This window comes from Phenylobacterium sp. (assembly GCF_030679875.1).
Classification (GTDB): Bacteria; Pseudomonadota; Alphaproteobacteria; order Caulobacterales; family Caulobacteraceae; genus Phenylobacterium.
This window is the reverse complement of sequence record NZ_JAUXSP010000021.1, coordinates 306,528-333,512: the sequence shown is the minus strand read 5'-3', so window position 1 is coordinate 333,512 and position 26,985 is coordinate 306,528. Positions and strand designations below refer to the sequence as shown.

The following is a 26,985-nucleotide window of genomic DNA, read 5'->3' as shown; positions in this document are numbered from 1 at the left end:
CGGCTCAGCGCTTGACCGCACCCTTGAGATAACCCGCGATGGCCGGTCCATAGGGCGGCCGCATGCGCTGCAGGGGGCCGATGTCCTTCTTCAGCTGGCTGTAGACTGACTTGCGGTGACTGAACTCCTTGAAGCCGTCATGGCCATGATAGGAGCCCATGCCCGAGGGCCCGACCCCGCCAAAGGGCAACTCTTCCTGGGCCACGTGGAAGATCACGTCATTGACGGTCGCCCCGCCCGAGGTGGTCTTCGTCAGCACAGCGTCCTTCTCGGCCTCGTCGGTCCCGAACCAGTAGAGCGCCAGGGGCCGTTCGCGGCTGTTCACATAGTCGATGGCCGCCTGCGTGCCGCGATAGGTCCTGACGGGCAGGACCGGGCCGAAAATTTCTTCCTGCATCACCATCATGTCGTCGGTGGGATTGAGGATCAGGGTCGGCGGAATCTTGCGATAGGGCTGCTGGCTGAAATCCTCGCCGGCCGGATTGAGCTCGACCACCTCGGCGCCCTTGGCGCGGGCGTCCTCTATATAGCCGGTGATCCGTTCATAGTGGTTCTGGGCGATGATGGCGGTGTAGTCGGGATTGTCCTTTAGGGTCGGGAACATGCGGGCCACCGCGCTGCGGGCCTCCTCGACAAAGGCGCCGACCTGGCCTTCGGGGGCCAGGACATAGTCGGGCGCCAGGCAGATCTGCCCGGCGTTCAGGGTCTTGCCGGCCATGATCCGGGCCGCGGCCAGGCCCATGTCGGCGCCCTCCGACAGGATGACCGGGCTCTTGCCGCCGAGCTCCAGGGTCAGGGGCACCAGATTGTCGGCCGCCGCCCGCATGACATGGCGGGCCACCGCTGTGCCGCCGGTATAGATCAGGTGATCAAAGGCCAGCCCCGAAAAGGCGCGGCCCACATCGGGCCCACCAGTGAAGACGGCGATCTCGTCCTCGCTGAAGGCCTTGGCGAACATGGCCTTCATCAGCTCAGACGTCTTCGGCGTGAACTCTGACGGCTTGATCATGGCGCGGTTCCCCGCCGCCAGGATGCCGGCCAGGGGCCCGAAGGTCAGGTTGACCGGGAAGTTCCAGGGGCTGATCACTCCGACCACCCCCTTGGGCTGGAACTGCAGCTGCGCCTTGGCGCCAAAAAGGCCGAGGATCGCCGGGGTGGTCTTGCGCTTCTCTGGCGCCATCCATTTCCGCAGATGGGTCTTGGCGTGCTTGAGTGGGCCGATGGAGGCGGCGATGTCGGTCAGGCCCGTGACCGCCTTGGAGCGGGAGCCGAAGTCTTCGTTGATGGTGTCTGCGATGGCCTCGGCATGATCGATGAGCAGGTCGATGCAGCGGTCCAGCCGCGCCAGCCGCAGCTCGACCGAGGGCGGCCCCTCAGCCAGTTGAGCGGCCTTCTGGCGCTCAAGGATACGCTGCATGTCGTCACGGGTAGGCTCGGCGGACGTGGTCATGGTGGCCTCGCATCAAGGATTTGAGATCAGTGAAGCTCGGTTTACCTCGGGGCTGTCATGCAAAATCCGCAAGGGGGGCATGACCCCGGCCCAAGCCAGTCTAAGGTGAGCCCATGCTGATGTTCAGATCCCCTATGCTCGCCGGCCTCGCCCTGGTCGCCCTGGTCCTGCCGGGCCCGGTGGGCGCCCAGACGGTCGAGACGACCATGCTGCCGGCGCCGGACCTGTTTTCAAGCGCGGGTCGCGAGACAGGCCTCAGTCCGGGTCTCTGGGACGGCGCCTCGGCGGAGACTGCGCGAACAGTCCTGCCCCTGCTGGCGGAAAAGCCCCTGTCGCCGGCGGCCTCGGCCCTGGCCCGGGCGGTTCTCGCCACCGGCGCCCGTGGCCCCGAAGGCGCTGGCGATGACCGTGAGCTCGCGGCCGCCCGCGCCGGGGCCCTGATCGTCCTGGGCGAGGCAGGTTCGGCCCTCGCCATTCTGCGGCGCACCGGAGGGGTGGAGCGCAGCGCCGCGCTTTCCCAGGCCGCCGCGGAAGCGGCCCTGTTGTCAGGCGACGACCAGCAGGCCTGCGACGTCGCCCAGGGTCTCAGCGTCGATCGGGATCAGATCTACTGGCTGCGCCTTCGGGCCTTCTGCCAGGCGCGGGCTGACGACCCTGCGGCGCGCCTGACCTACGATCTCGCCCAGGGGGTCGCGCGGGACGCCGTCTTCGGCCGACTGATGGGCGCCAAGCTGGCCGGCGCAGGCGATCCTGGGGCCGCGTCTCTTCGTCATGGCCTGGACCTGGCCCTATCTCGCAGCCTGGGTCTTGATCTCACGACGGCTGAGCCGGGGCCCGGGGTCGCTTCGGCGATGGAGGGCGCTCCGCCGCCTGAGGCCCGCTGGCCGATGATCGCCAGCGAGGGGCCGGTTCCGGCGGCCATGGCGGTCCTCGCACAAGGTGATCTTGCCCTGGCCGAGAGTGTTCGAGGCGCCATGACGCAGGACGAGGTCCCCCAGGCCGACGCCCTGGATCTGGCGCTGCTGGACGCCCTGATCGCCGCCGCCGCTGGTCGCCAGGACCGCCCAACCCTCGACCGACTGGTGGAGCGCGGCGGCGTGGGGGAGGCGCGCAGCCGACGCCGGGCGCAGGAGGCCGCCTTGATCCTGGCCGCCCTGGGAACGCCGCTAAGTCCACAGGCGCGGGGGGAATTCACGGGCTTCAATCTGCCCGCCGCCAAGGCTCCCGTTGCCCGCGCCTTCGCGATGGAACAGGCCGCGAGCGCAAGGCTGGTGGGTGAAACCGCCCTCCTGGCCCTGTGGACCAGCCTTGAGGTCGGCCCCGCCGGTCCGTCAGCGGCCGACCGCGCTCGCATCATCGCCGCCCTGAACCTGGCCGGGCTGGGCGATCATGCCCGCGCCTTCGCCGTCGAAGGCCTTCTGGCCCTGAGATGAGCGCGCAGATCGCCGAGGGGTGGGTCGAGGCCTTCCTGGAGATGATGGCGGTGGAGCGGGCCGCAGCCCGCAACACCCTGACCGCCTACGGAAAGGACTTGGCCGATGCGCAGGCCTTCCTGGCAGGGCAGGGCGCCAGTCTGGCGGACGCCGCCGCCGAGGCCGTCGAGGCCTATTTCGCCGCGCTCGGCGAACGGGGGCTCGCCCCGGCCACGGCCGCCCGTCGAAGGGCCAGCGTGCGTCAGTTCTATCGTTTCGTCCTCGGCGAAGGCTGGCGCGCCGATGATCCTTCCCGCCGGGTGGACGCGCCGCGCAGGGGCCGCCCACTGCCGCGCATCCTCAGTCGGGCCGAGGTGGACGGTTTGATCGCCGCCGCCGCGGCCAGGGATGGCGCCCAGGGCCTGAGGCTGGCCTGCATGGTGGAGCTGCTCTACGCCTCGGGCTTGCGCGTGTCGGAACTGACGGCCCTGCCCCTGGCGATCCTGATGCGGGATCCAGCCTATCTGATCGTCAAGGGCAAGGGCGGCAAGGAGCGGTTGGCGCCCTTGAATGACACGGCGAGGGCGGCGGTGAGGGCCTATCTTGAGGTTCGCGGGACGTTCCTGCCCAAGGGGGACGCCGCCAATCCGTGGCTCTTTCCCTCCCGCGGAAAGGGCGGCCGACTGACGCCCCGGCGTCTGGCTCAGCTGCTGGACGAGGCCGCTGCAGATGCGGGTATCGATCCGGCCCGGGTCAGCCCTCACGTCCTGCGCCATGCCTTCGCCACCCATCTGCTGGAGGGCGGGGCTGACCTGCGTGTGGTCCAGACCCTGCTCGGGCACGCCGACATCGCCACAACTCAGATCTACACTCACCTGGCCAGCGACCATCTGCGCGAGGTGGTCGAAACCAAACATCCACTGGGGCGTAAGCGCTAGATGCAGAACGACCTCGCCGGCCTGGAAGAATTCATCCTCTTCACCATCGGTCGTACGCCGGTGACCCTGGGCGGAGTGATCGCCGGCGCCCTGGTGATCGTCGTGGCCTTCGTGGTCGCCTGGGCCGCCGCCATGGGGCTGCGGCGGGTTCGCGCCCGCGCCCGCTATGGAAGCTCCGCCCTCTATATCGTCGAGAAGCTGGTCACCTATGGAGTGGTCATCATCGGCCTGGTGGCGGGGCTCTCGACCGTGGGGCTCGATTTCTCATCCCTGGCCATCTTCGCAGGCGCGGTCGGGGTGGGCGTCGGCCTGGGCCTGCAGGGGGTGGTCAAGGAATTCGTCTCGGGCCTCGTCCTGATCTTCGACCGGGTGGTGAACATCGGCGACTATGTGGAGCTGGAAGGGGGCGAGCGTGGTCAGGTGCAGGAGATCGGACCCCGGGCGACCCGACTGCGCAACAACGACAATATCGACATCATCATCCCCAACTCGCATCTGATCGAGGGGACCTTGGTCAACTGGACCCTGCACGGGGCGACCCGGCGGATCCACATTCCCTTCTCCGTGGCCTATGGCGCCGACAAGGAAAAGGTCCGCGAGGCGGTCCTGGATGCGGCCCGGGCCCTGCCTTTCACCATGCCCGAAAGCGAGATGCACAAGTCTCAGGTCTGGCTGATCGGCTTCGGCGACTCGGCGCTGAACTTCGAGCTGCTGGTGTGGCCTGACCTGAGCGCGGCCAAGCGACCCAACGCCATGCTGGCGGCCTATACCTGGGCCATCGACGACGCTTTGCGCGCCGCGAAGATCGAGATTCCCTTCCCGCAGACCGATCTGCGCATCCGCAGCCTGTTCGGGCATGAGGGCGACAAGGCGATCGATGTGCTTCAACTGAAGAGGCCGGCCGCGCCGGAGGAAGCCAAGGTCGCCGCCATCTCCACCACCAATGACGCCGCCGCTGACGTCGCCCGGCCGATGCCCGAGCCCGCTCCGGAGGGGGCTTCGGAAGACGCCGCCCAGACGGCGGCAGCGGACGCCCCAGGGCCGACCTGACCTGGCTGTCGCGAGGCCAGGGTCCGTTGGTCTGGCGTCGCGACCAGAGGGGCCTTGTGACCATGCGGGTTCGCGCCTAACTTCCGCCGCTTCCGCGCACAGCCAGGGACAATCACCTCGATGGCCGCACATTATCTCGAGTTCGAGCGCCCCATCGCCGAGCTCGAAGCCAAGATCGAGGAGCTTCAGCGCCTGTCGGAGACCGCCGAGGGCGGCGGCATGGACACTGAGATCGAGGCGCTTCGCGCCCGGGCTGCTGAGCTTCGGGTCAAGGCCTACGCCAAGCTCGACCCGTGGCAGAAGACCCAGGTCGCCCGCCATCCTGAACGGCCGCACTTTGTCGACTACGCCTCGGGCCTGATCGAGGAATTCGTCGAGCTGCGGGGTGACCGCAAATATGCCGACGATCAGGCTTTGCTTGGCGGCCTTGGTCGGTTCCGCGGCCGGCCGGTGATGATTATCGGCCAGGAGAAGGGTCACGACACCGCCAGCCGGGTGAAGCACAACTTCGGCTCCACCCGCCCGGAGGGCTACCGCAAGGCGATCCGCCTGATGGACATGGCGGAGAACTTCAACCTGCCGGTGATCAGCTTCATCGACACCGCCGGCGCCTATCCCGGCGTGGGCAGCGAGGAGCGCGGCGTGGCCGAGGCCATCGCCCGTTCGACCCAGCGCTGCCTGACCCTGGGCGTGCCGATGATCTGCGTGGTCTGCGGCGAGGGTGGATCAGGCGGCGCCATCGCCATCGCCTCAGGCAACCGGGTGCTGATCCTCGAGCACGCCATCTATTCGGTGATCTCGCCGGAGGGCGCCAACTCCATCCTCTGGCGGGGCTCGCGCACCGCCGAGGAGGCGGCCAAGGCGATGAAGATCACCGCCCAGGATCTGTTGAAGATGAAGATCGTGGACCGCATCGTGCCGGAGCCGACCGGCGGCGCCCATTCCGATCCTGCGGCCATGCTGCAGGCCCTGGGTGATGTGCTGGCCGAGGAGCTGGACAAGCTGTCAGGGCTTTCCGCCGACGAGCTGAGGGCCGCGCGCGCGGCGCGCTTCTACGCCATCGGCCGCTCAGGCCTCTAGGTCCGGGCGACAGATCGCGTCCTGCCTCAACGGCACGGCTTGCCTGAACGCCGTTCAAGGGTTTGAGTGCTTCAAACAATTGTTTGGGAGGACGTCATGGCCTTGAAGACCCGTTTCACCGAGATGTTCGGCGTCGAGCATCCGGTCGTGCAGGGCGGCATGCAGTGGGTCGGCCGCGCCGAACTTGTGGCCGCTGTGGCGAACGCCGGCGGCCTGGGCTTCATCACCGCGCTCACCCAGCCGACGCCCAAGGATCTGGTCAAGGAGATCGAGCGCTGTCGGTCCATGACCGACAAGCCGTTCGGCGTAAACCTGACCATCCTGCCGGCCATCAACCCGCCGCCCTATGCGGAATATCGCCAAGCGATCATCGATTCGGGGATCAAGATCGTCGAGACCGCCGGCAACAAGCCCGCCGAGCACGTCGAGGAACTGAAGAAGCACGGCGTCCTGGTGATCCATAAGTGCACCGCCGTCCGTCACGCCCTGTCGGCTGAGCGGATGGGTGTGGACGCCATCTCCATCGACGGCTTCGAATGCGCCGGCCATCCGGGCGAGGATGACATTCCGGGCCTGATCCTGATCCCGGCCGCCGCCGACAAGGTGAAGATTCCGATGATCGCCTCGGGCGGCTTCGGCGATGGTCGCGGCCTGGCCGCCGCCCTGGCTCTGGGGGCCGAGGGCATCAATATGGGCACACGCTTCATGTGCACGGTGGAGAGCCCGATCCATGAGAATGTGAAGCAGCAGATCGTGGCCAATGACGAGCGGGCCACCGACCTCATCTTCCGCACCATGCACAACACCAGCCGGGTGGCGCGCAACGACATCAGCCGTCAGGTGGTCGAACTGGAGCGCTCGGGGGCCAAGTTCGAAGACGTCCGCGAACTGGTGGCCGGGACCCGCGGTCGGGTTGTGTATGAGACCGGCGATCCGGAGCACGGCATCTGGTCGGCCGGCATGATCCAGGGCCTGATCCACGACATCCCGACCTGCCAGGAGCTGATCAGCCGGATCGTCGCCGAGGCCGAAGAGATCATCGAAGGGCGGATGGCGCGCATGCTTGGTCACAGAGCGCCGGCCATGGCCTGAAGGGCGGCGGGTGGTCGCACGCAAGCTTGGCTGACGGGGCGACCCGTGTAATCTGAGCCTCCCCCAGGTTCCCCCATTTTGCGTCTGATCACCCTTGTCCCCTTCTGTTGCGCCGAAAGCTGACGCCGCTCAGCTGATCGAGACGATCTACGCCGTCGCCGCGCGTCCAGAGCGATGGGAGGAGATCATCGCCGCCGTCGGCGCCGCGCCGCAGGCCGCGCCAGAGGCCGATGGGGCCCTGGCCAATCTCCGTGGGCTGGACGACGCCGCGCTGGGGTCAAAGCCGAGCCTTGGGGTTATCCTGCTGTCCTCCACGGGCGGGGTCGTCGGCTGGAACAGCGCCGGCGAGTCTCTGTTTCGCGATCGCCTCGGCGTGGTCGAGAGCCGGGGGATGCGGTTCTTCAACCCCTCCAATCATGAGGCCCTGGCGCACGCCCGGGCGCGGCTGAGCGAAAGTCGCGCCAGCCAGGTGATCGTCAAGTTCGTCCAGGCCGACGATGACGACCCCCATTTCGCCTACATGTCGCCCCTGTCGGCGACTCCGCCGGAACTGGTCCTGGGGATTGACGGCGCAGAGCGGGCGTCGGCGGCGCTGATCTTCCCGGCCGTAGAGGCCACCGATCATCTTTGGCGCACAATCCGCGACAGCTTCGGCCTGACCCCGGCCGAGACGCGGCTGGCGGCGCGGCTCAAGGATGGGCTGACGCTGAAAGAATCGGCCGAAGACCTCAACGTCTCGCTCAACACCGTGCGCAACCAGCTTCGGGCGGTCTTCGAAAAGATGGGGCTGAACCGCCAGAGCGATCTGGTCAGGGCGCTGGCCCAGCTCAGCGCCCTGTCCTCGTCCCTCCAGACCACGGCGCCGGACACAGTTTCGGCCACAGAGGCCGGCGCCCTGGGAACCGCCCCGCCTGTGCGCACGCACCGTCTGGCCGACGGGCGGGCCCTGGCCTACCGAGTCTATGGCGATCCGGCCGGCCAGGCCTGCATGATGGTCCACCAGGGCCTGGGGTCGAGCCTGCTGCCGCGGGGAACCGATCAGCTCGCCCGGGATCTGGGGCTCTTCATTGTCTGCGCTGAACGCCCGGGCACCGGACGTTCTGATCCCTCGTCAGAGCTCAGCTTCGCCACCATCGCCAGGGACCTCGCGGAGCTGACCGACGCCTTGAACCTGTCCCAGGTCAGGGTCGCGGCCTTCATGAACGGGGTGGGCTTCGCCCTGGCCTATGCTGACGCCCTGGGACCTCGGGCCGAGCGGCTTCTGCTGGTCTCCGGCCGCCCCACCGGCGTGGAGCCCGAGACCGAGCGCGATCGCCGCCATCCGATGATCCTGTTGCACCGGCGGATGGCCCGCTCGGCCTGGGCGGTGGGTCCCCTCTACGCCCTCCTGCGTCACCGGCTTTCCCTGCGACAGGTGGAGACCATGGTTCGTACGGCGGCTTCGGCCCCGGGAGACGCCGCCTATCTCCGCAGCCATCCCGACGTGATGGCCTTCATCTACGACTATATGAGCGAGTGCCTGAGCCGCGGCTCCAAGGGCGCGGCGCGCGAACTGACGCTGTGCGTCAATACCCCGAGGCTGGACCTCCCGCGCCTGAGCGCTCCGATCAGCGTCTGGCACGGCGCCGATGATCCGGGCGCCTCGGCCGATCGCCTGCTGGCCTGGCTTGGCCGGCCCTGCGCCGAGGTGCGTGTCGTGCCCGGCGTCGGCCACTACCTGCCGCACAAGCATTGGCCCGACGTTCTGGCCTGGCTGGCGAGCGACGAGGTTCCTAACGGCGAGGTTGGGCCGCGGCGACAAGGGCCTCAATGAGCGTCTCAATGGCCTCGATTGTCGTCGCCCAGGAGCACATGAACCGCACCGAGCCATCGATGAACCGATAGACGAACCAGCCGCTGGCCTGCAGGCGCTTCAGCGTCGCCTCGTCCATCTCCACGAAGACGGCGTTGGCCTCCACCGGATGGCGCAGCGGCAAGGGCATGAGTTCAGCCAGGCGCCTGGCCATGGCGTTGGCGTGGGCGGCGCGGACGGTGAAGGCGCCGCTCTCCAGCATTCCGACGAAGGGGGCGGCGTAGAACCGGCTCTTGGAGGGCAGTTGCCCCGACTGTTTTAGGCGGGCGTCGAAGCGGGGAACCAGGTCCTTGCGGAAGATGACGATGGCCTCCGCCGGCGTCATGCCCGCCTTGGTCCCGCCGATCACCAGCAGGTCTACGCCGAGGCCTGCGATGGTCTTCAGGTCGAAGCCGGCGGCCGCGGCATTGGCCAGCCGGGCCCCGTCGAGGTGGACGCCATAGCCCCGCGCGCGGACCGGGCCGATCAGCTCCGCCAGGGCGTCTGTCGAATAGACCGTGCCATACTCGGTGGCGTTGGTCAGGGACAGGGCCGCAGGGGGCTGGGCGTGGGCGCTTTCGGCCCGAGCGAGGGCTGCGGTCAGCGCCTGCGGATCAATGCGCCCCGAGGCCCCTTCCAGCCCCTGGATCGCCAGGCCGTGCCCAAAGAAGCCGGGCGCGCCGGTCTCGTCGGTGGCGACATGGGAGTCCCGGTGGGCCAGCACACCCTCAAACGGCCGCGCGAGCGCCGCCAGGCAGATGGCGTTGGCCGCCGTGCCGGAGGTGACGAAACGGACCTCGGCGTCGGCGTCCAGCATCCCCCGGATCAGGTCGGCGGCCCGGGCGACGGTGGCGTCGGCGCCATAGCTGGCGGCGAAGCCCGCATTGGCGGCGTTCAGGGCCGCCATGGCTTCCGGTGCGGCCGGGGCGGTATTGTCGGAGGCGAAGTCGTAGCGGGGGCTCATCCCGCCGTTCTACCCCAGGCCCTGACGTCGTCCACAAAGAGATCAGGCTCCTCCATGGCCGCGAAGTGGCCGCCGCTTTCCATGTCGGTCCAGCGGACGATGTTGTAGCCGCGGTCGGCGAAGGAGCGGGGCGGAGCGGGGTAGAGGGCCTCACCAGGGAAGTTGGCGAAGGCGGTCGGGGTTTCGCAGCGCTGGCCCGGCTGCAGGGCCACGCCCCCTTCCTCCAGCATGCCGCGATAATACCACGCGCCGGTCGCGAAGCTGTCGGTCATCACATAGAGCATGATGTTGGTCAGCAGCCGGTCCTTGGAATAGACCGCATCGAAACTCTTGGTCCGCAGGTCCGACCAGTCGTGGAAGCGTTCGGCGATCCAGGCGGCTTGGCCCACCGGGTTGGACGCCCCCAGCCAGGCGAGCGACTGCGGCTTTGAGGCCTGCAGGCGGAAATAGGCGCCCATGACGTCCATCATACCGGCCTGGCGGGTCATCCAGGCGGTTTCCTCCGGGGTCTGGGGGCCGCCCGGCGCGCGGAAGGCCATCATGTTCAGGTGGATGGCCTTGGCGTGGGCGGCGTGGTCGAGGCCGAGCCATGAGGTGATCATCGAGCCCCAGTCGCCCCCCTGGGCCAGATAGGTCTGATAGCCAAGCACGTCGGTCATCAGGGTGTTGAACAACCGCGCGGTGCTGCGCTGGCCCATGGGGCGGGTCGGCTTGGACGAGAATCCGAAGCCGGGCAGGGAGGGGATGACCAGGTCGAAAGCGTCGCTGGCGTCGCCGCCAAACCGCGTCGGGAAGGCCAGCTTCTCGATGATCTCCCAGAACTCGTAGTGCGAGCCAGGCCAGCCGTGGGACATCAGCAGGGGCCGCTTGCCGCCGGCCTCGCCGATCACATGGACGAAATGCAGGTCGAAGTCCTCGACGCGGGCGGTGAACTGCGGGAAGTGGTTAAGCTCGGCCTGCGCGGCGCGCCAGTCATAGGCCCCCGTCCAGTGGTCGCAGAGCCCCTTCAGCCAGGCGCCGTCGCAGCCATAGGCCCAGCCGTCCGGGACCTCGGGCATGGGCGGCCATTCATAGGCGGCGACCTGCCCCAGCACCTTGGCGACGCGGGTCTCATCCCACTGAACCTTAAACGGTTGAACCTGGCTCACGGCGCGCTCCCTCTGGCTAGTTGAGAGAGAGGTTGCCCGGCTTGACCCAGGGCGCGTCAAGGGCGCTCAGGCCGTACGCAGGCCTCGGGAAATGGCCGGGATCACCTCGGCGATCAGCTTGCGAGCCCCACCGGGGGGCAGCTTGCCCACCATCTCCAAGACGATGCAGCCATGGGTCGAGGCCCAGAACATCTCGCCGATCCTCACCGGGTCGCCAGCCAGGTGGCCGGACTCCACCAGGCTACGGACATATTGGCTCATGGTCGCCCGCGCGCGGTCCGCAGCCCGGGAGAGCTCAGGATAGTCGACCTCGTTGGGCTGATACATGTCGAACATCAGCTTGTAGGTCTGGGGATGGTCGAAGGCGAAGGTCACATAGGCCTCGCCCACCGCCGCGCCCTTGGCCCTGGCGTCGCCGGGCTGCCCATAGGCGGCCTCCAGGGCCTCGGCGAAGCGATCGAAGCCCGCCGTGCGGACCGCGGCCAGGATGTCGTCCTTGTCCTTGAAGTAGCGGTAGGGAGTCATGGGGCTGACGCCTAAGGCGCTGGCCAGTTGGCGCATGGTCACGGCCTCGGGCCCGCGCTGGGCGAACAGCGTCTCGGCCACCTCGCAGAGGCGGTCGCGGAAGTCGGCGACATCGGACTCGGTCAGGACCCGGGGCATCAGACCTCGAACAGCAGGTTGATCGCATGCATCACGACAACCTCACTGTTACATTTACGTCGTAAAATCAAGTTGGCCGGGCGGCCTCTGGGGCCGGTGGCCCCACCGTCGGTCGGACGGCGGGGCCCTGCGATGATCTCAGGCCTCAACCTCGAAGGTCATGCCGGCGTTGGCCCGCAGGCGCTCGATCAGCTTCATGCCCATGGCGGCGCCGGGCGTCCAGATTCCGCCCGCCGTGTCGGGGCATTCATTGATCAGGCAGATGGCGGCCTCGCCGATCATCTTCGAGGTGCAGCCATAGCCCGGATCCTTGTCGCCGGTGACGGCCACGCGCATCTGCTCGCCGCCCTCGCCCAGTCCGATGAACAGGACATCGAAGAAGCCGGTCTCGCGGTCTTCCTTGCTGGGGCCTTCGCCGGGCTTGGGACCGCCCTCTGCGCCCAGGGCCGGGGCCGGCGGGGCGTTGGGATCGACCACCACCATCTCGTCATAGGCGAGGTCCTGACCATAGGCGTGGCCGGTCAGCAGGTTCGAACGATGGACGTTGCGGGTATTGATGGCGGCCATGACGAAGGGGCCGACGGTGGCGCCCAGGTCTGCGTCCTCCTCAACCTTGTCGCCCTTGGGCTGTTCGGGGCCCTTGAAGCCTGGCGTCAGGGCGAAGTGGTCGACCATCAGGGCGAACAGGCTGGGGTCCTTGGACAGGGCCGCCATGGTGGCCTTGAGGCTGGCGGCGGTGCCGCCAGAGAAGCCGCCCTTCATCTTGCGCACGCGGCCCTTCACCCGGGGCAGGGTGTGGCCGAGCTTCGCCTTGGCCTCCTGCGCCAGATAGAAGACGCCGAGCTCGAAAGGGATGGAGTCGAAGCCGCAGGAGAAGACGATCCGCGCGCCGGTCTCCTTCGCCTTCGCCTCATGGGCGTCGATCATGTGGCGCATCCACACCGGTTCGCCGCAGAGATCGAGATAGTCGGTCCCGGCCGCGACGCAGGCGGCGACTAGGTCATTTCCGTAGAGCTGATAGGGACCGACGGTGGTGATGACCGCCTTGGTCCGCTCGACCATGGCCTTCAGGGACGCCTTGTCGTCGGCGTCGGCGACCACGAAGGGCGTGTCGGCTGGGGCGCCGATCTCGTCGCGGACGGCGGCCAGCTTGTCGGCGCTGCGCCCGGCCATGGCCCATTTCACCTCGCCGCCCACGCCGTAGCGCTTGGCCAGATGCTCAGCCACCAGCCGGCCGGTGAAGCCGGTGGCGCCATAGACGATGATGTCGAACTCGGCGTCTTGTCTCACAGGGCGTCCTCCGTCTGGTCCTGGGCCACGAAGCCCGGCCAGTTGTTCATATAGGTGATGAAGTTGGGGCTCAGGCCCTCGGCGGCCAGGTGGGCGCGGCTCACTGGCAGGGCGACGGGCGCGAAGTCCACATCGCCCTCGACCTTGCGCGGATAGTCATGATGCAGGATGGCGGCCCGGCCGATCAGAACATAGTCGGCGCCGGCGGCCAGGGCGTCCCGGGCCTGGGCCGCGGTCATGATCTTGCCCGCGACGCCCAGCCGGACGTTCGCCCGGGGCAGGTCAGCGAAATAGGACATCAGGCTGCGCCCCTTGAACTCGGCCTCGGTCGGCTCCTTGCGGACGTCCCACAGCGACATGTCGAGGAAGTCCAGGGCTGGATGGGTGAGCATCTGGGCGGCCAGGTCGCGGATCTCGGCCAGTTTCAGGCCAAACCGCTCCGGCGACAGGCGCAGGCCCAGCAGGAAGTCCTCGCCGCAGCGGGCGCGGATACCTTCGACGATCTCCACGATGATGCGGGCGCGATTTTCAGCCGAACCGCCATAGGCGTCAGTGCGGTGGTTGAGATCGGCCGAGAGGAACTGGCAGAGGATGTAGCCGTGGGCGCCATGCACCTCGACCCCGTCGAAGCCGGCCCTCTTGGCGCGTTCGGCGCCGACGATGAAGGCTTCGATGAGCGCGGCGACCTCGGTCTCGGTCAGCGCCCGCGCCTCGGTCTCGGGATCATCGGAGGGACAGACCGGCGCTTCGCCGATCAGCTCCTTGGGCGAACGGTTGCCCGCATGGTGCAACTGCAGGACCGCGACGCTGCCCTGCGCCTTGATGGCGGCGGCCAGGCGGGTGAGCCCCGGCAGATGGTCGTCGGAGAAGACCCCCAGCTGGCCAGGGAAGCCCTGACCGATTTTCTGGACGTGGGCTGCGCAGGTCATGGTCAGGCCAAAGCCGCCCTTGGCCCGCATGGTCAGCCAGTGGAATTCGTCGTCCGACAGGGTCCCGTCCGCATGACTCTGGGTATTGGTCAGGGGGGCCAGCATGAAGCGGTTCTTCATCTCAGGCCCGTGCGGGAAGCTGAGGTGCGCAAACAGGTTGGGCTCAGCCATGGTCTCGTCTCCGGCGGCAGGTGAACCCTGTTCATAGACGAGGCGGGCGCCGCAACGAAGGGGCGCCGTTGCGTAAGGGGCGGACTTGTCACCAGCGCGCGCCCAGGTCATCCAGGGGGCAAGAGCAACCCTGGGAGGCGACATGCGAGCCGTCTGGTACGATCAAACCGGGCCTGCGCGGCAGGTCCTGCAACTGGGCGACCAGCCCACGCCCCAGGCCGGCCAGGGCCAGGTGCTGATCGCGGTGAAGGCCTCCGGGGTCAATCCGTCCGATGTGGGCATGCGGGGCGGCGCCTCGGGCGCGCCCATGGCCTATCCCAGGATCATTCCTCACAGCGATGGGGCTGGCGTGGTCGAGGCGGTGGGGCCTGGGGTCTCGCCGGCCTGGGTTGGTCGCCGGGTCTGGTTCTACAACGGCCAGCGCAATGGGCGAGCCTTTGGCTCGGCGGCGGAATTCATCGAGCTGGACGTGGACCTCATCCGCCCGCTTCCGGACGAGGTGTCGTTCGCGCAAGGGGCGACCCTGGGCATTCCCTGCATGACCGCCCACCGGGCGCTGTTCCTCGCAGGCCCGGTGCAGGGTCGCACGGTCCTGGTGACAGGCGGGGCCGGCGCCGTGGGCCACTACGCGGTGCAACTGGCCAAGTGGGCGGGCGCCACGGTGATCGCCACGGTGTCCAACGCCGACAAGGCTGAGCGGGCCAGGGCCGGCGGCGTCGACCACACCATCGACTATCGTCGCGAGGACGTAGCCGCCAGGGTCCGCGACCTGACGGGCGGCCAGGGCGTACATCATGTGGTCGAGGTGGACTTCGGCGGCAATGCCGCCTCCACCCTGGCCAGCGTCAGCCTGAACGGATCCATCGCCTATTACGCCACCAAGGGATCTCGCGAGCCGGTGATCCCCGCAGGCGTCTTGATGGGCCTGAACCTGTCAATCCACGGGGTCTATCTGCCGGTCAGCCCGCATGAGGCCAGACGGCGCGCCCAGGCCGATATCACCGCCTGGATCGGGACCGGCCAGGCCATCCTGTCGGTGGCCGGGACCTATCGGCTGGAAGATTGCGCGGCGGCCCATGAGGCGGTGGAGGCCGGAACCAAGGTCGGCACGGTGGTGGTTGAGCCTTGACCACGCCCACGGACGCCATCCTCGCCCGTCGCCGCCTGACCAACAGGCTGATCGCGGCGAAAGAGGCGGCGCGGCTGAAGCCTTTCTTCGTCCCCGGCGTGAACCTGATCGTCGGCGACGGGGCCCTGATCACCGGGGTCGAGGCGGTGATCGCCGCCTTCGCCGCTCAGTTCGCCGACCCGGACTTTTCAGCCTTCGTGCGCACCCCTGAGGCGGTCGAGCTGGACGCGGCCGGCGCACGCGCCGCTGAACGGGGGACCTGGGTGGCGGTCTCCCGCAGCCAGGGCGAGCACATCGCAGGCTGGTATCTGGCCGCCTGGACCAAGGTCCGCGGTCAGTGGCTGATCGAGAGCGAGACCTTCGTCACGCTCCAGGGCTGACAGGCTCCGCCATCATGACCGCCGGCTTGCGGTAGGCGTAGAGCAGCAGGACCTGGGCCACGATGATGAAGATCGCCGCCCCTGACAGCAGGAAGGCGTCGTCATAGACCTTGGGCGACAGGACGAACTCACCCTTCATCACCTTGCGCCAGCCGTTGAAATGCTGGGTCGATCCCACCACCAGGCCGAACACGCCAAGGACTGCGCCAAGATATCGGCTGATCCAGAAACCGGGATTGGGGGTCAGCATCAGCAGGCCCAGCAGGCCAATGACCGTCCGCTGAGTCCGGCAGTAGGGACAGACATAAACCAGGCCCGATAGCTCCATGGCCCAGGTCGCGATGCTGATCGCCACGGCGATCAGGCCCAGCAGCCGCAGCCGCCCGGTCCAGAAATCCAAATTCAGCATGGAGCGCCCCCCGGCTCAAAACATCAGAACCTAGTGATGTTACACCGTAACCAATCATGCAATGCCCTGGTCCGAGACCTGGGAGGTTATCAGCGCGCCGGCGAACCGAGACGGCGCTGGCCTTCGGCGAGTTGGTTGGGCGTCATGCGGCTGGCGAGCTTCTCACGCTCGGTTGTCGCATGGCTGTCCCCGCGGGCGGCGGCCAGAGACCACCAGACATAGGACTGAACGGCGTCGGCCGGGACGCCCTCGCCGCGGTCGTACATCCAGGCCATGGCCTTCTGTGAAATCAGGTTTCCCTGCGCGGCGGCCAAGCCATGCCAGCGGGCGGCCTCGACCGGATTCTCGGCGACGCCATTGAGGCCGTGGCGGTAGTCGGTCCCCAGCGCCTGCTGGGCGCTGGAGTCACCCCCCTTGGCGGCCTTGAGCCGCCAACTCATCGCCAGGCCGCCATCCTGGGGTACGCCCTCGCCCGACGAATACATGACGCTCAGGGCGTACATGGCCTTGACGTTGCCCTGGTCAGCGGCCTGACGATACCATCGCACCGCCTCAGCGTCGTCCTCGGCCACCCCCCAGCCGTTGGCGTACATCAGGCCGAGGTTATTCAGAGCCGCGTTGTTTCCCTGGGCCGCCGACTGGCGGAACCCGGCCAGGGCGGTCGCGAAGTCGCCGGAATTGAAAGCCGCCACGGCGCGAGAGAAACCGTCGGGAGCCTGGGCCATGGCTGCGCCTGCAAGGCTGAGCGCTAGGCCAGGGGCGGCCAAGCCTCGCAGCATCCAGGATCTGATGTTCTCCACCCGAAGCCCTCCCTTGTGTAGCTTCACCTTAACGGCGTAGACGCCGGCGAAGGAAGGGGCGACGATCAGGAGCGCCGTCCGGCGTCACCTGGGTGGGAAGGGGCTTTCTGGAGACCAGAACCTCGATATAGGCCGCGCGGATGCCCTGGCTGAGATCATCAATGGTGTGGATGGTAGTCGACAGGCCGCTGGCCCGGTCCAGATAGTCGGCGATGTCATAGCCCCAGTCGACCGTCACCAGGGCGCCGTCCGGGTCCATGGGATTCCCATGATACTCGGGGTCGGCCAGGTGCTCCACGGTCCCGTCGCGACGCCGCCTGGCCCGCCGGACCGAGGGCTCGGCCTTTCGCACGATCGGCACAGTGCAGATGTGGAAGCCGCCGGGCTTGAGCGTGCGGGCGATCTCGGCGATGGCCCGGTCCGGGGCGAACAGGTGCTCGAACACGTCCTGGGTGACGACAACGTCGAAGCTGGCGTCCGCGAAGGTCTGGGCCTCAAGGTCCTCGCTGCGGTAGCCGTGTGGGTGGAGCTGTCCCCAGGGTGTGGCCGGGTCGTACTGGGTCGCCACATAGCCAGGGCATTCGGCGCGTAGCCGGTTGCTGGACACCGAACACCCAGAACTCTCGTGAATGGCCAGGCCTCGCCAGTGCGGGGCGAGTTCAGCCAGCACGCGCATCAGAGCCCGCTCTCGGGGGATTGAGCCACAACCGGAGCACTTAAATCCGTCCCGAAGCCAATGGTCGGTCGAGGCGAAGACCGCCTCTTCCTCGCAAACGGGACACCGGCCGCTGGATTCCAGAACCGGCGGCGGGCCCACCTAGACCAGGGCCCCGTGGCAGTGCTTGAACTTCTTGCCGGATCCGCAGGGGCAGGGCGCGTTGCGGCCGGTCTGCTCCCAGCCCGCGGGCAGGGATGAGATCGGCAGGGCCTCGCGTTGCTCCCGCGACATGCCGGACGGCAGAGCGCCGGCGGTGGCCGCATTCTCCCCGGTCAGAGGATCAAGGTGAACCTCCACCAGCCGTTCGGGCTGGACGGGCGGCGCGGGTTGCTCCTCCTGGATCACCACCGTCATCATCCACTTGGTGACGTTGTGGCGCAGATCGGTGAGCAGCTTCTCGAACAGGGAGAAGGCTTCGGTCTTGTACTCATTCAGCGGGTCGCGCTGGCCGTAGCCCCGCAGGCCAATGACGTTGCGCAGGTGGTCGAGGTGCATCAGGTGCTCGCGCCACTGCAGGTCGATGGTCTGCAGCAGGAAGCTCTTTTCCAGGAGGCGCATCCGCTCCGGGCTCAGCACCACCTCGCGTTCGGCGGCCCGGGCGTCGGCGGCCTCGGTGATCCGCTCGTGAATCTCCTCGTTGGCGATTCCGTCCTCAGCCGCCCAGGCCTTGATCGGCAACTCCAGGCCGAGAAGTTCGCGGACCCGCTCGTCCAGGCCAGCGACATCCCACTGCTCGGCATAGGCCTTGGGCGGCAGGTGGCGGTTGACCATGTCCTCGATGGTGTCGGCGCGCATCTCGCCGATCACGTCGGTGAGGTTTTCGGCCTCCATGAACTCCTGGCGCTGCTCGAACACGGCCTTGCGCTGGTCGTTGACGACGTCGTCGTACTTCAGGAGGTTCTTGCGGATCTCGTAGTTGCGCTGCTCGACCTTCTTCTGGGCCGTGGCGATGGCGCCGTTCAGCCACTTGTGGGTGATCGCCTCGCCTTCCTGGACCCCGAAGGTGCGCATGATCGAGTCGAGCCGGTCGCCGGCGAAGATGCGCAGCAGGTCGTCCTCGCAGGACAGGAAGAACTTTGACCGCCCAGGGTCCCCCTGACGGCCGGTCCGGCCGCGCAGCTGGTTGTCGATCCGGCGGCTCTCGTGGCGTTCGGTGCCCAGGACATAGAGGCCCCCGGCGGCCAGGGCCTTTTCCTTCAGCTCGATGATCTCGGCCTCGATCTCCCGACGGCGCGCCAGATAGGCGTCGGCGTCGGGTTCGATCCCCAGGCCACGCTGTTCGTCACGCCAGCGCGACAGGCGCATGTCGATGCTGCCGCCCAGCTGAATGTCGGTGCCTCGGCCGGCCATGTTGGTGGCGATGGTCACCGCGCCGGGCACGCCGGCGTCGGCCACGATCAGGGCTTCCTGCTCATGATAGCGGGCGTTCAGGACGTTGTGCGGAATCCCGGTGAGGGTCTGGCCTTCGTGCTCGAAGACATGGGTCTTAAGCAGCTCCGACAGCAGCTCGGACTTCTCGATGGAGACCGTGCCGACCAGGATCGGCTGGCCGCGCACGAAGCAATCGGCGATCTGCTTGAGGATCGCCTGGTTCTTCTCGGCGCCCGTGCGATAGACCTCGTCGTCCTCGTCCACCCGGGTGACAGGCCGGTTGGTGGGGATCTCGACGACCTCCATCTTGTAGATGTCGCCGAACTCCTGCGCCTCGGTCGAGGCCGTGCCGGTCATGCCCGACAGCTTCTTGTAGAGGCGGAAATAGTTCTGGATCGTCACCGAGGCCAGGGTCTGGTTCTCGGGCTGGATCTCGGCGCCTTCCTTGGCCTCGATGGCCTGGTGAAGACCTTCGGACAGGCGGCGGCCCTGCATCATGCGGCCGGTGAACTCATCGATCAGGGTCACCTCGCCGGCGCGGATGATATAGTCCTTGTCGCGGGTGTAGAGGACGTTGGCCCGCAGGGCCTGGTTCACATGGTGGACCGACGAGACGTTGGCCGGATCGTAGAGGCCCGCGGAATCCTCCACCAGATGGCCGCTCTGCTCCAGCATCTCCTCGATGCGCTCCGAGCCGATCTCGGTCAGCAGGACCTGGCGCTGCTTTTCGTCGAGATCGAAGTTCTCGGGGTCCTTGATGAGCTCCTTCACCAGGACGTCGATGGTCTTGTAGAACTCGCTGCGGTCCTCGGTGGGCCCGGAGATGATCAACGGCGTCCGCGCCTCGTCGATCAGGATGGAGTCCACCTCGTCGACGATCACGAAGTTATGGCCCCGCTGGACCATCTCGTCGGCCTCATAGACCAGATTGTCGCGCAGATAGTCGAAGCCGAACTCGTTGTTGGTCCCGTAGGTGATGTCCGACTGGTAGGCGGCCTTGCGCTGGCCCTGGGACAGGCCATGGACGATGACGCCGACGCTCATGCCGAGGAAGGTGTAGATCTGCCCCATCCATTCGGCGTCGCGCTGGGCCAGGTAGTCATTGACCGTGATGGCGTGGACGCCCTTGCCTTCCAGGGCGTTCAGATAGACTGGCAGGGTGGCGACCAGGGTCTTGCCTTCGCCCGTGCGCATTTCGGAAATGCCGCCCCGGTGGAGCACCATGCCGCCAACCATCTGCACGTCGAAGTGGCGCAGGCCGATGGTGCGCTTGGAGGCTTCGCGGACGACGGCGAAGGCCTCTTCCAGCAGCTGGTCGAGGGTCTCACCCTTGGCGAGGCGGGCGCGGAATTCCTCGGTCTTGCCGCGCAACTGCTCGTCTGTCAGCGCCTCCAGCTGAGGTTCGAGAGCATTGATCTTGGCGACCCGGGCCTGGAAGGCCTTGACCTTGCGGTCGGGAGAGGAGCCGAAGAGCCGTTGGAAAAACATGTGCGGGGGCGTCCGAGAATGCGGTCGATGCGGGGTCGCGGGCGTTGCGCACGGCGCGCCGTCTGACCTTCGCCTGCCCGGAATCCCGCTCTTTGAGCGAGGCCGAGACTTAAGCAGCGGCCCCCCCAGTGTCAACGCAAGGCCCGCCGGGGAGCCTCAATCGGGCGCCGCGCGGCAAAGGAAAAGGGCTCCACCGTCGCCGGGGAGCCCTTCCTGATCAGCTGCTAGCGTCTGAGACTAGTAGACTTCGAACAGGCCAGCAGCGCCCATGCCGCCGCCGATGCACATCGAGACCACGGCGTACTTGGCGCCGCGGCGCTTGCCTTCCTGCAGGATGTGGCCGGCCAGACGGGCGCCGGTCATGCCATAGGGGTGGCCGATGGCGATGGAGCCGCCGTTGACGTTGTACTTTTCCGGGTCGATGCCCAGCTTGTCGCGGGAATAGAGGCACTGGGAGGCGAAGGCCTCGTTCAGCTCCCACAGGTCGATATCATTGACCGTCAGGCCGTGACGCTCCAGCAGACGCGGGATGGCGAAGACCGGGCCGATGCCCATCTCGTCGGGTTCACAGCCGGCGACCACCCAGCCCTTGAAGGCGCCCATGGGGCTCAGGCCAGCCTTTTCGGCGGCCTTGGAGTCCATGATCACCACGGCGGCGGCGCCGTCCGAGAGCTGGCTCGCATTGCCGGCGGTGATGAACTTGCCTTCGCCGCGGACGGGCTGCAGCTTGGCGAGGCCCTCGAGGGTCGTTTCGGGGCGATTGCACTCGTCGCGATCGACCGTGTAGTCGACGACGGTCTCTTCCTTCGTCTCCTTGTTGACCTGCTTCATCTTGGTCTTCATGGGGACGATCTCGTCCTTGAACTTCTGCGCCTGTTGCGCCGAAGCCATGCGCTGCTGGGATTCCAGCGAGTACTGGTCCTGGGACTCGCGGCTGACCTTGTAGCGCTCGGCGACGATGTCGGCGGTGTCGATCATCGGCATGAAGATGGCCGGGTACTTCTGGATCAGGACGGGATCGATGTTCTCGCGCCCGCCGCCGCCGCCGGGCATCGACAGGGACTCAACGCCCCCGGCCACGACCGCGTCAGCGCCGTCATTGCGCACATAGTTGGCCGCCGTCGCGATGGTGTTCAGGCCTGAGGAGCAGAACCGGTTGACCGTCGAACCCGAGGTGGTGATGGGCAGGCCGGCGAGAAGGGCCACCTGGCGGCCAAGATTGCCCGCGCCATGGGCCACGTTGCCCATAATGCAGTCTTCAATGGCGGCAGGATCGATTCCCGAGCGTTCGACCGCGTGTTTCACCGCATGCGCGCCCATGCTCATGGTCGGGGTCATGTTGAAGCCCCCGCGGCCTGACTTGGCGAGCCCCGTGCGGGCGTAGGAAACGATAACGGCTTCACGCATATGTAATTCTCCCGAATGAATATGATCCGGCCATCTGCTTGTGGTGCGGACGCCGAGCTATGATCGCCGCAACCTTTGCATCCCGCGGGGGAAATGGCTAGGGACGGACTGCGCCTGCAGTCTCGTCTCGGCGCTCAAGGGAAGCTGCCCATGACCCGTGCAAAACCCACGTCTTTCGGCGGTCTGGTGGCCGTTTTGACCGCTGTCGGCCTGCTGCTCGCCGCTTGTGGCGATCGCGGCGGCGATGAGCGCCCGCCGCAGCCCGGAGACGAGGCGGTGGCCCGGGTCGACGGCAAGACCGTCTGGGCCTCCGACGTCAAGCGCGAGGCCGTCGCCCAGGCCCTCATCGGCGAGGGCGAGCCCCTCGACATCTCCTCGGATCTTTTCCGTCGAGTGCTGGACGAGGTGATCGATCAGAAGCTGCTGGCTGCTGAGGCCCTGTCGCGCAATCTCGACGAAGATCCTGTAGCCCAGCGCCGGCTCGCCGCGGCCCGGGAGCGTATCCTGGGGGACATGCTCGTGGAGAGTGTCGTCTCCAACGCCGTGAATGAGAACGCCATCCGCGGCCTCTATCAGGAACAGTTGAAGCTCGCCCGGCAGTCGGAGGAAATCCGCGCTCGGCAGATCCTGGTCGCCACGCTTGAGGAGGGTGAGGCGGTCAAGAGCCTGCTGGCCACGGGCGCCTCCTTCGAGGCCCTGGCTATGGAGCGCTCCACGGACGCGGCGACCCGCTTCAATGGGGGTGATCTGGGCTACTTCACCACCGATGTCATGCCCGAGGCCTATGAAGGGGCGCTCAAGGAGGCCAAGGCCGGCGAGATCGTCGGTCCCTTTGAAGTCGAGGGCGGCTTCGCCGTGGTCCGCATCGAGGACCGCCGGCTGGAGGAGCCGATCACCCTTGAGGCCGCGCGCCCCCAGATCATCCGCTTTCTGACCTATGACCAGGTGCGCGACCTGCTGGAGAAGCTGCGCGGCCGGGCCAAGGTCGAGACCCTGATCGGGGCCGCCCAGGACGTGCCCGGCGCACCGGTTGAGCCCGCTGATGCGGCGCCGCCCGCCAAGTCGGTCCCGGCCCCTACGCCTACGCCAAAGCCGGCTCCGGCCGCCGCTGCGCCGAAGGCGCCGGCCGCCAAGACGCCGGAGCCGAAGTGATGGCCCGCAAGCCCTCTGACAAGGCCAAGGCGTCCAAGGCCGCCGCCGCGCCCGCCAAGGTCGCGCCTCGGGCGTCCGAGAGCGTGGGCGAGGCCATGGGACAGAAGATCGAGCGGGCCCTCGACCCCCTGGCCAGCGCCCTGAAACGCGCCGCCCTGAAACGGGCCGACAAGGCCAGCCGCGCCCTGGATCGGACCCCAGCGGCTCCCGCCAAGGGCGCCCTGCCGGTCTCGCCGCTCGCCGTGCCCTTTCCGGCGATGGCCCCGGTCGCCGGGGTGCGCCTGGCGGTGGGCCGGGCAGGCTTCTACAAGCATGAGCGTGATGACCTGCTGGTCATGAGCTTTGATCCCGGGACGACAGCCGCGGGGGTCTTCACCCGCCACAAGGTCGGGTCGGCCCCGGTGGACTGGTGCCAGAAGCAGCTGGCCGCCACCAAGGGGGCTGAGGCCCGCGCCCTGGTGGTGAACGCCGGCTGCGCCAACGCCTTCACAGGAAAGCCCGGGGCGGACGCCGCGCGCCGGGTGGCCTCGGCGGTGGCCAAGCGGTTCGACTGCCGCCAGCGCGACGTGATGCTGGCCTCTACGGGCGTCATCGGCGTGCTGCTGGACGACGCCAAGATCACCCAGCGCCTGCCCGAGGTGGAGCAGAAGCTGTCGGCGGACAACTGGGGCGCCGCCGCGCGGGCGATCATGACCACCGACACCTTCCCCAAGGGCGCGACCGCCGAAGCCATGGTCGACGGGGTCCCGGTCCGCATCGCCGGCATCTGCAAGGGCTCGGGCATGATCGCCCCAGACATGGCGACCATGCTGGCCTTTGTCGCCACCGACGCGGCCATCTCCGCGCCCGCCCTGCAGAGCCTGGTGAACCTCTATGTGCGCACCACCTTCAACTGCGTGACGGTGGATGGCGACCGCTCGACCAATGACACTCTGCTGCTGTTCGCCACCGGCCAGTCCGGCGCGCCAAAGATCACCCGGGCGGGCGACAAGCGACTGGCCGACTTCCGCGAAAAGTTGGAGGCGGTGCTGCTCGATCTCGCCCTGCAGCTGGTGCGGGACGGGGAGGGGGCGACCAAGTTCGTCAAGATCACCGTCGCGGGGGCCGAGAACCCGATCTCGGCCCGCAAGATCGCCCGCACAGTGGCCGAGAGCCCCCTGGTCAAGACCGCCTTCGCTGGGGAAGACGCCAACTGGGGCCGGATCGTCATGGCCGTGGGCCGGGCCGATGAGCCGGTGAACCGCGATGAGCTGTCGGTGCGCTTTGGCGAACATTGGGCCGCCCAGGACGGCCTGGTCTCGGCAACCTATGACGAGGCCAAGATGAGCGCCTACATGAAGCGCCAGGAGCTCGAGGTCTTCATCGATGTGGGCGTTGGAAAGGCCAGCGCCACCGTCTGGACCTGCGACCTGACCAAGCAGTACGTGGCCATCAACGGCGACTACAGGTCCTGAGCCTCAGGCCCGGCGGGTCAGGGTCTCGCGCAGGGCCTTCTCGGAATAGGGCTTCGAGATGATGGTCACGCCTGACAGGTGATCTGGCAGTTCGGCCTGATCGCCGAACCCGGTGCCGAAGGCGAAGGGGATACCCTCGGACTTCAGCCGGTCGGCCACGGGCAGGCTGGTTTCATCGCCGAGATTGAGGTCAAGCAGGGCGAAGTCTGGTCGGTCCGAAACGATGGCGTCCAGGGCGGCGGAGACGGTGGAGGCCAGGCTCACCTGGTTCGCGCCGAGCTTCAGGAGGACGCCCTCCAGGTCGAGGGCGATGATGATGTTGTCTTCCACCACCAGCACGTGGTCAGGCCCGGCGACCCGGGCCTCGGGGACGGTTGGCGCCGCCTCGCCTGGGGATACGGTCGCGGCTTCCACGACGAAGCGCCCGGGCACCCGCAGCGTCACCTGAAGGCCTGCCGGATCAAAGACGACGTTCGCCTCACCGCCCAGTTCGTGCGGGATGGAGCGTTCGATAATGGTCGATCCGAAACCCCGCCGGGTCGGGATCTGGACCACTGGACCGCCTTCTTCGCGCCAGGCGAGGTCGAGGGCGCCTGATGCGTCGGTCTTCCAGTTCACATGCACCTGACCGCGACTGTCACACAGCGCGCCGTACTTGGCTGAATTGGTCACCAGCTCATGGATCACGAGGGACAGGGTCGAAAAGGCCTGGGGCTCGATTTGCACGTCAGGCCCCGACAGAACCAGCCGGTCGGCCTTGGCGGCCAGATAGGCGTCGGCCTCGCTGCGGATCAGTTCGCGCAGGGAGCCCGGACCCCATTGATGCTGGGTGATCTGGTCATGCGCCCGAGCAAGAGCCTGGACCCGACCCGAGACCACCTCGAAGAACTGCTGGACGTCGGCGGCGCCATCCCGGCTCTGGGAAATCAGGCCGCGGATAAGGCCAAGGATATTGCGAACCCGGTGGTTCAGCTCGGCGATCAGGACTTCCTGCCGGTGCTGCGCCTTGCCCCGTTCGGCAGTGGCCAGGTCGGTCAGGCGCATGACCACTTCCAGCAGGGTCAGGCGCAGGCTTTCCACCGCCACCAGCTCCGAGGCTGACCACGGTCGCGACTGGCCGCGCACCGTTTCTTTCCAGGTTTCAAAGCTCTGGCGCGGGGTGAGCCTCGCGCCCAGGGGGCCCAAGGTCACAGTCTTGTTCGGATCCCCGGCCCAGGCCACCTCGCGGAGGATTTCGGCGCGCTGGAAGATCAGATAGTCGCCCGGCTCCCGCGACAGCGGCACGGCGATGACGCCCGCGGCCTCCCGCCAGTCTTCGGCGGCTGGCAGGTGAGCGGCCAGATGATGGGTATGAAAAATCCCTGTGGCCGGGCGGGCGTCCAGGAAGGCGATGAGCTCTTGGAACCGCTCGGGCGCAAGACCGACCCCGTGGCTGATGGTTTGACCGCCGATCCGCACGGTTACGCTATCACACCCCGCCAGGCCGCAGAGCTCCGCCATATAGGGCGTGAGGCTCTCGGGTCCCGAGGCGGTGGCGACTGAGCTGACGAGCCGATCGTGCAGATTCCGCGCTCGCTCCACGTGGCGAACCTCAACCTCCTGCTCGCGGCTCTCCAGCATGTAGGAGAAGATCTGGCCGAACAGCTCGGCCGCCGTGCGCCGCTCGTAGGAGATGTGGTGGGGGCCATAGTGATGGCAGGCGAACAGCCCCCAGAGCTTGCCCTGGCGCAGAATGGAGATCGAGAGCGAGGCGCCCACCCCCATATTGCGCAGGTATTCGATATGGATCGGCGAGACGGCGCGCAGCATGGACATGGACAGGTCCAGCGGCTCCCCGCTGGGACCGAGCGCGGGGCGCACCTTGGGGGTCTCTGCGTCGATGTCGGCGATGATGCGCAGCCAGCTGCGCTCATAAAGGGCGCGGGCCTGTTGGGGAATGTCGGAGGCCGGATAGTGCTGTCCCAGGAACGATCCCACCCCGGGGCGCACGGATTCGGCGATCACTTCGCCGGCGCCGTCGGCATCAAAGCGATAGACCATCACCCGGTCAAACTCGGTCAGGGCGCGGACCTGCCTGGCGGCTTCATGGACAATGTCCTCGATGGTTTTTCGCTCGGCCACCCGATTGGCCATGGACCGCACCGCCGAGGCCGCCTCAAGCGAGGAGTCTGTTCGGCTTGGCTCGGCTTCGATCACCAACAGGTCGCCGGAATAGTGGACAGCTACGTCGAAAGGCTCGCCGCCGGCCCGCAGGGGCAGGTTGAACACCCGTTCGACGGAGTCGGCGCCCCGCATGGTCTGCAGGCGACCCCGGATCTCATGCACGGCATGACCGTCCAGGACATCTGTGAGGGCCCGGCCGATCAGCGCCTCGGCCGCGTCGCCGAGATAGGTGGGGGCATTGTCTGAGGCGTGCGCCACCGTCCACTGGCTGGTCACCGCCAGCAGGAAACCAAACGGCTGAATCTGGCCCAGCAGGTGGATGGGCTCGCGGTCGCAATTCGTCAGGTCGACATCGGACAAGGCCGCGAACTCGATCTCGTATCCAAGGGGAAGGGGGACGCGAACGGGGGAGCTGCGTCGGCGGGAGCTTCACCACCCATGCAACAGCAAAGGCGTGCCGGAGTCTGTCGGGTAGCGGACTAACTGAGCCGAAATG

Annotated in this window: 22 protein-coding genes; 10 read left to right on the top strand and 12 right to left on the bottom strand. The window is 67.5% G+C overall.

Features of this window, described 5'->3' with window-relative positions; genetic code table 11:
• Window positions 1-4: 4 nt before the first annotated feature.
• Entirely contained in the window at window positions 5-1,450 is a 1,446-nt protein-coding gene (locus tag Q8K84_RS15020) for a coniferyl aldehyde dehydrogenase (protein WP_305283523.1), read from the bottom strand.
• A gap of 119 nt (window positions 1,451-1,569) precedes the next feature.
• On the opposite strand from Q8K84_RS15020, the gene Q8K84_RS15015 reads away from it, so the two are divergent.
• From Q8K84_RS15015 to Q8K84_RS14990, 6 genes are all read left to right on the top strand, one after another.
• Window positions 1,570-2,883, top strand: a complete 1,314-nt coding sequence (locus Q8K84_RS15015; RefSeq protein WP_305283522.1) for a hypothetical protein — start codon at window positions 1,570-1,572, stop codon at window positions 2,881-2,883.
• Window positions 2,880-3,800 carry a tyrosine recombinase gene (locus Q8K84_RS15010; protein WP_305283521.1) on the top strand — a complete coding sequence of 307 codons (921 nt, stop codon included), beginning with the start codon at window positions 2,880-2,882 and terminating at the stop codon, window positions 3,798-3,800. The genes Q8K84_RS15015 and Q8K84_RS15010 overlap by 4 nt, the downstream gene beginning before the upstream one ends.
• Window positions 3,801-4,850, top strand: a complete 1,050-nt coding sequence (locus Q8K84_RS15005) for a mechanosensitive ion channel family protein (RefSeq protein ID WP_305283519.1) — start codon at window positions 3,801-3,803, stop codon at window positions 4,848-4,850. It abuts the gene before it with no gap.
• Between the two features lie 120 nt (window positions 4,851-4,970).
• A complete protein-coding gene (locus Q8K84_RS15000) occupies window positions 4,971-5,930 on the top strand; it encodes an acetyl-CoA carboxylase carboxyltransferase subunit alpha (protein ID WP_305283518.1) in 960 nt (319 codons plus the stop codon).
• 96 nt (window positions 5,931-6,026) lie between these two features.
• A complete protein-coding gene (locus Q8K84_RS14995; RefSeq protein ID WP_305283517.1) occupies window positions 6,027-7,022 on the top strand; it encodes a nitronate monooxygenase family protein in 996 nt (331 codons plus the stop codon).
• A gap of 94 nt (window positions 7,023-7,116) precedes the next feature.
• On the top strand, window positions 7,117-8,835 hold the full coding sequence (locus tag Q8K84_RS14990) for an alpha/beta fold hydrolase (RefSeq protein ID WP_305283516.1): 1,719 nt from the start codon (window positions 7,117-7,119) through the stop codon (window positions 8,833-8,835).
• Here the strand turns inward: Q8K84_RS14990 and Q8K84_RS14985 are convergent.
• The 5 genes from Q8K84_RS14985 to Q8K84_RS14965 all read right to left on the bottom strand — a co-directional run bounded on the left by Q8K84_RS14985 (window position 8,795) and on the right by Q8K84_RS14965 (window position 14,018).
• Window positions 8,795-9,817, bottom strand: coding sequence for a low specificity L-threonine aldolase (locus Q8K84_RS14985; protein ID WP_305283515.1), 1,023 nt, complete (start codon window positions 9,815-9,817; stop codon window positions 8,795-8,797). The genes Q8K84_RS14990 and Q8K84_RS14985 overlap by 41 nt on opposite strands.
• Window positions 9,814-10,965 (bottom strand): epoxide hydrolase family protein, encoded by a 1,152-nt coding sequence (locus Q8K84_RS14980; protein WP_305283514.1) that lies wholly within the window; start codon window positions 10,963-10,965, stop codon window positions 9,814-9,816. The genes Q8K84_RS14985 and Q8K84_RS14980 overlap by 4 nt, the downstream gene beginning before the upstream one ends.
• A 66-nt stretch (window positions 10,966-11,031) precedes the next feature.
• Complete coding sequence (locus tag Q8K84_RS14975; protein WP_305283513.1) at window positions 11,032-11,628, bottom strand: TetR/AcrR family transcriptional regulator; 597 nt, start codon at window positions 11,626-11,628, stop codon at window positions 11,032-11,034.
• 138 nt (window positions 11,629-11,766) lie between these two features.
• Window positions 11,767-12,918, bottom strand: coding sequence for a trans-acting enoyl reductase family protein (locus Q8K84_RS14970; protein ID WP_305283512.1), 1,152 nt, complete (start codon window positions 12,916-12,918; stop codon window positions 11,767-11,769).
• Window positions 12,915-14,018: an NADH:flavin oxidoreductase gene (locus Q8K84_RS14965; protein WP_305283511.1), complete on the bottom strand. Its 1,104-nt coding sequence runs from the start codon at window positions 14,016-14,018 to the stop codon at window positions 12,915-12,917. Before Q8K84_RS14965 ends, Q8K84_RS14970 begins: the two co-directional genes overlap by 4 nt.
• 142 nt (window positions 14,019-14,160) lie before the next feature.
• Here Q8K84_RS14965 and Q8K84_RS14960 point away from each other — a divergent pair, with 142 nt between their 5' ends.
• Both Q8K84_RS14960 and Q8K84_RS14955 read left to right on the top strand, forming a co-directional pair.
• Window positions 14,161-15,147, top strand: a complete 987-nt coding sequence (locus Q8K84_RS14960) for an NADPH:quinone reductase (protein ID WP_305283510.1) — start codon at window positions 14,161-14,163, stop codon at window positions 15,145-15,147.
• Window positions 15,144-15,527 (top strand): DUF4440 domain-containing protein, encoded by a 384-nt coding sequence (locus tag Q8K84_RS14955; RefSeq protein WP_305283509.1) that lies wholly within the window; start codon window positions 15,144-15,146, stop codon window positions 15,525-15,527. Before Q8K84_RS14960 ends, Q8K84_RS14955 begins: the two co-directional genes overlap by 4 nt.
• On the opposite strand, the gene Q8K84_RS14950 is transcribed toward Q8K84_RS14955, so the two are convergent.
• From Q8K84_RS14950 to Q8K84_RS14930, 5 genes are all read right to left on the bottom strand, one after another.
• A complete protein-coding gene (locus tag Q8K84_RS14950) occupies window positions 15,511-15,936 on the bottom strand; it encodes a hypothetical protein (RefSeq protein ID WP_305283508.1) in 426 nt (141 codons plus the stop codon). The two genes, Q8K84_RS14955 and Q8K84_RS14950, sit on opposite strands and share 17 nt — an antisense overlap.
• A gap of 89 nt (window positions 15,937-16,025) precedes the next feature.
• Window positions 16,026-16,736 (bottom strand): tetratricopeptide repeat protein, encoded by a 711-nt coding sequence (locus tag Q8K84_RS14945; RefSeq protein ID WP_305283507.1) that lies wholly within the window; start codon window positions 16,734-16,736, stop codon window positions 16,026-16,028.
• 28 nt (window positions 16,737-16,764) lie between these two features.
• Complete coding sequence (locus Q8K84_RS14940) at window positions 16,765-17,412, bottom strand: class I SAM-dependent methyltransferase (RefSeq protein WP_305283506.1); 648 nt, start codon at window positions 17,410-17,412, stop codon at window positions 16,765-16,767.
• A gap of 141 nt (window positions 17,413-17,553) precedes the next feature.
• A complete protein-coding gene (secA, locus tag Q8K84_RS14935) occupies window positions 17,554-20,313 on the bottom strand; it encodes a preprotein translocase subunit SecA (protein ID WP_305283505.1) in 2,760 nt (919 codons plus the stop codon).
• 237 nt (window positions 20,314-20,550) lie between these two features.
• A complete protein-coding gene (locus Q8K84_RS14930) occupies window positions 20,551-21,720 on the bottom strand; it encodes an acetyl-CoA C-acyltransferase (protein ID WP_305283503.1) in 1,170 nt (389 codons plus the stop codon).
• A gap of 150 nt (window positions 21,721-21,870) precedes the next feature.
• On the opposite strand from Q8K84_RS14930, the gene Q8K84_RS14925 reads away from it, so the two are divergent.
• Both Q8K84_RS14925 and argJ read left to right on the top strand, forming a co-directional pair.
• Window positions 21,871-22,872: a peptidylprolyl isomerase gene (locus Q8K84_RS14925; RefSeq protein ID WP_305283502.1), complete on the top strand. Its 1,002-nt coding sequence runs from the start codon at window positions 21,871-21,873 to the stop codon at window positions 22,870-22,872.
• Between the two features lie 95 nt (window positions 22,873-22,967).
• On the top strand, window positions 22,968-24,326 hold the full coding sequence (argJ, locus tag Q8K84_RS14920) for a bifunctional glutamate N-acetyltransferase/amino-acid acetyltransferase ArgJ (protein ID WP_305283565.1): 1,359 nt from the start codon (window positions 22,968-22,970) through the stop codon (window positions 24,324-24,326).
• A 3-nt stretch (window positions 24,327-24,329) separates the two neighbouring features.
• Here the strand turns inward: argJ and Q8K84_RS14915 are convergent, their stop codons facing one another.
• A complete protein-coding gene (locus Q8K84_RS14915) occupies window positions 24,330-26,849 on the bottom strand; it encodes an HWE histidine kinase domain-containing protein (protein WP_305283501.1) in 2,520 nt (839 codons plus the stop codon).
• Window positions 26,850-26,985 lie beyond the last annotated feature (136 nt).

Bases quoted from the DNA above. Each gene is read 5' to 3' on its own strand.
- Q8K84_RS15020 (WP_305283523.1), bottom strand. From the start codon at position 1,450: ATGACCACGTCCGCCGAGCCTACCCGTGACGACATGCAGCGTATCCTT.
- Q8K84_RS15015 (WP_305283522.1), top strand. From the start codon at position 1,570: ATGTTCAGATCCCCTATGCTCGCCGGCCTCGCCCTGGTCGCCCTGGTC.
- Q8K84_RS15010 (WP_305283521.1), top strand. From the start codon at position 2,880: ATGAGCGCGCAGATCGCCGAGGGGTGGGTCGAGGCCTTCCTGGAGATG.
- Q8K84_RS15005 (WP_305283519.1), top strand. From the start codon at position 3,801: ATGCAGAACGACCTCGCCGGCCTGGAAGAATTCATCCTCTTCACCATC.
- Q8K84_RS15000 (WP_305283518.1), top strand. From the start codon at position 4,971: ATGGCCGCACATTATCTCGAGTTCGAGCGCCCCATCGCCGAGCTCGAA.
- Q8K84_RS14995 (WP_305283517.1), top strand. From the start codon at position 6,027: ATGGCCTTGAAGACCCGTTTCACCGAGATGTTCGGCGTCGAGCATCCG.
- Q8K84_RS14985 (WP_305283515.1), bottom strand. From the start codon at position 9,817: ATGAGCCCCCGCTACGACTTCGCCTCCGACAATACCGCCCCGGCCGCA.
- Q8K84_RS14975 (WP_305283513.1), bottom strand. From the start codon at position 11,628: ATGCCCCGGGTCCTGACCGAGTCCGATGTCGCCGACTTCCGCGACCGC.
- Q8K84_RS14965 (WP_305283511.1), bottom strand. From the start codon at position 14,018: ATGGCTGAGCCCAACCTGTTTGCGCACCTCAGCTTCCCGCACGGGCCT.
- Q8K84_RS14960 (WP_305283510.1), top strand. From the start codon at position 14,161: ATGCGAGCCGTCTGGTACGATCAAACCGGGCCTGCGCGGCAGGTCCTG.
- Q8K84_RS14950 (WP_305283508.1), bottom strand. From the start codon at position 15,936: ATGCTGAATTTGGATTTCTGGACCGGGCGGCTGCGGCTGCTGGGCCTG.
- Q8K84_RS14940 (WP_305283506.1), bottom strand. From the start codon at position 17,412: ATGCGCGTGCTGGCTGAACTCGCCCCGCACTGGCGAGGCCTGGCCATT.
- secA (WP_305283505.1), bottom strand. From the start codon at position 20,313: ATGTTTTTCCAACGGCTCTTCGGCTCCTCTCCCGACCGCAAGGTCAAG.
- Q8K84_RS14930 (WP_305283503.1), bottom strand. From the start codon at position 21,720: ATGCGTGAAGCCGTTATCGTTTCCTACGCCCGCACGGGGCTCGCCAAG.
- Q8K84_RS14925 (WP_305283502.1), top strand. From the start codon at position 21,871: ATGACCCGTGCAAAACCCACGTCTTTCGGCGGTCTGGTGGCCGTTTTG.
- argJ (WP_305283565.1), top strand. From the start codon at position 22,968: ATGGGACAGAAGATCGAGCGGGCCCTCGACCCCCTGGCCAGCGCCCTG.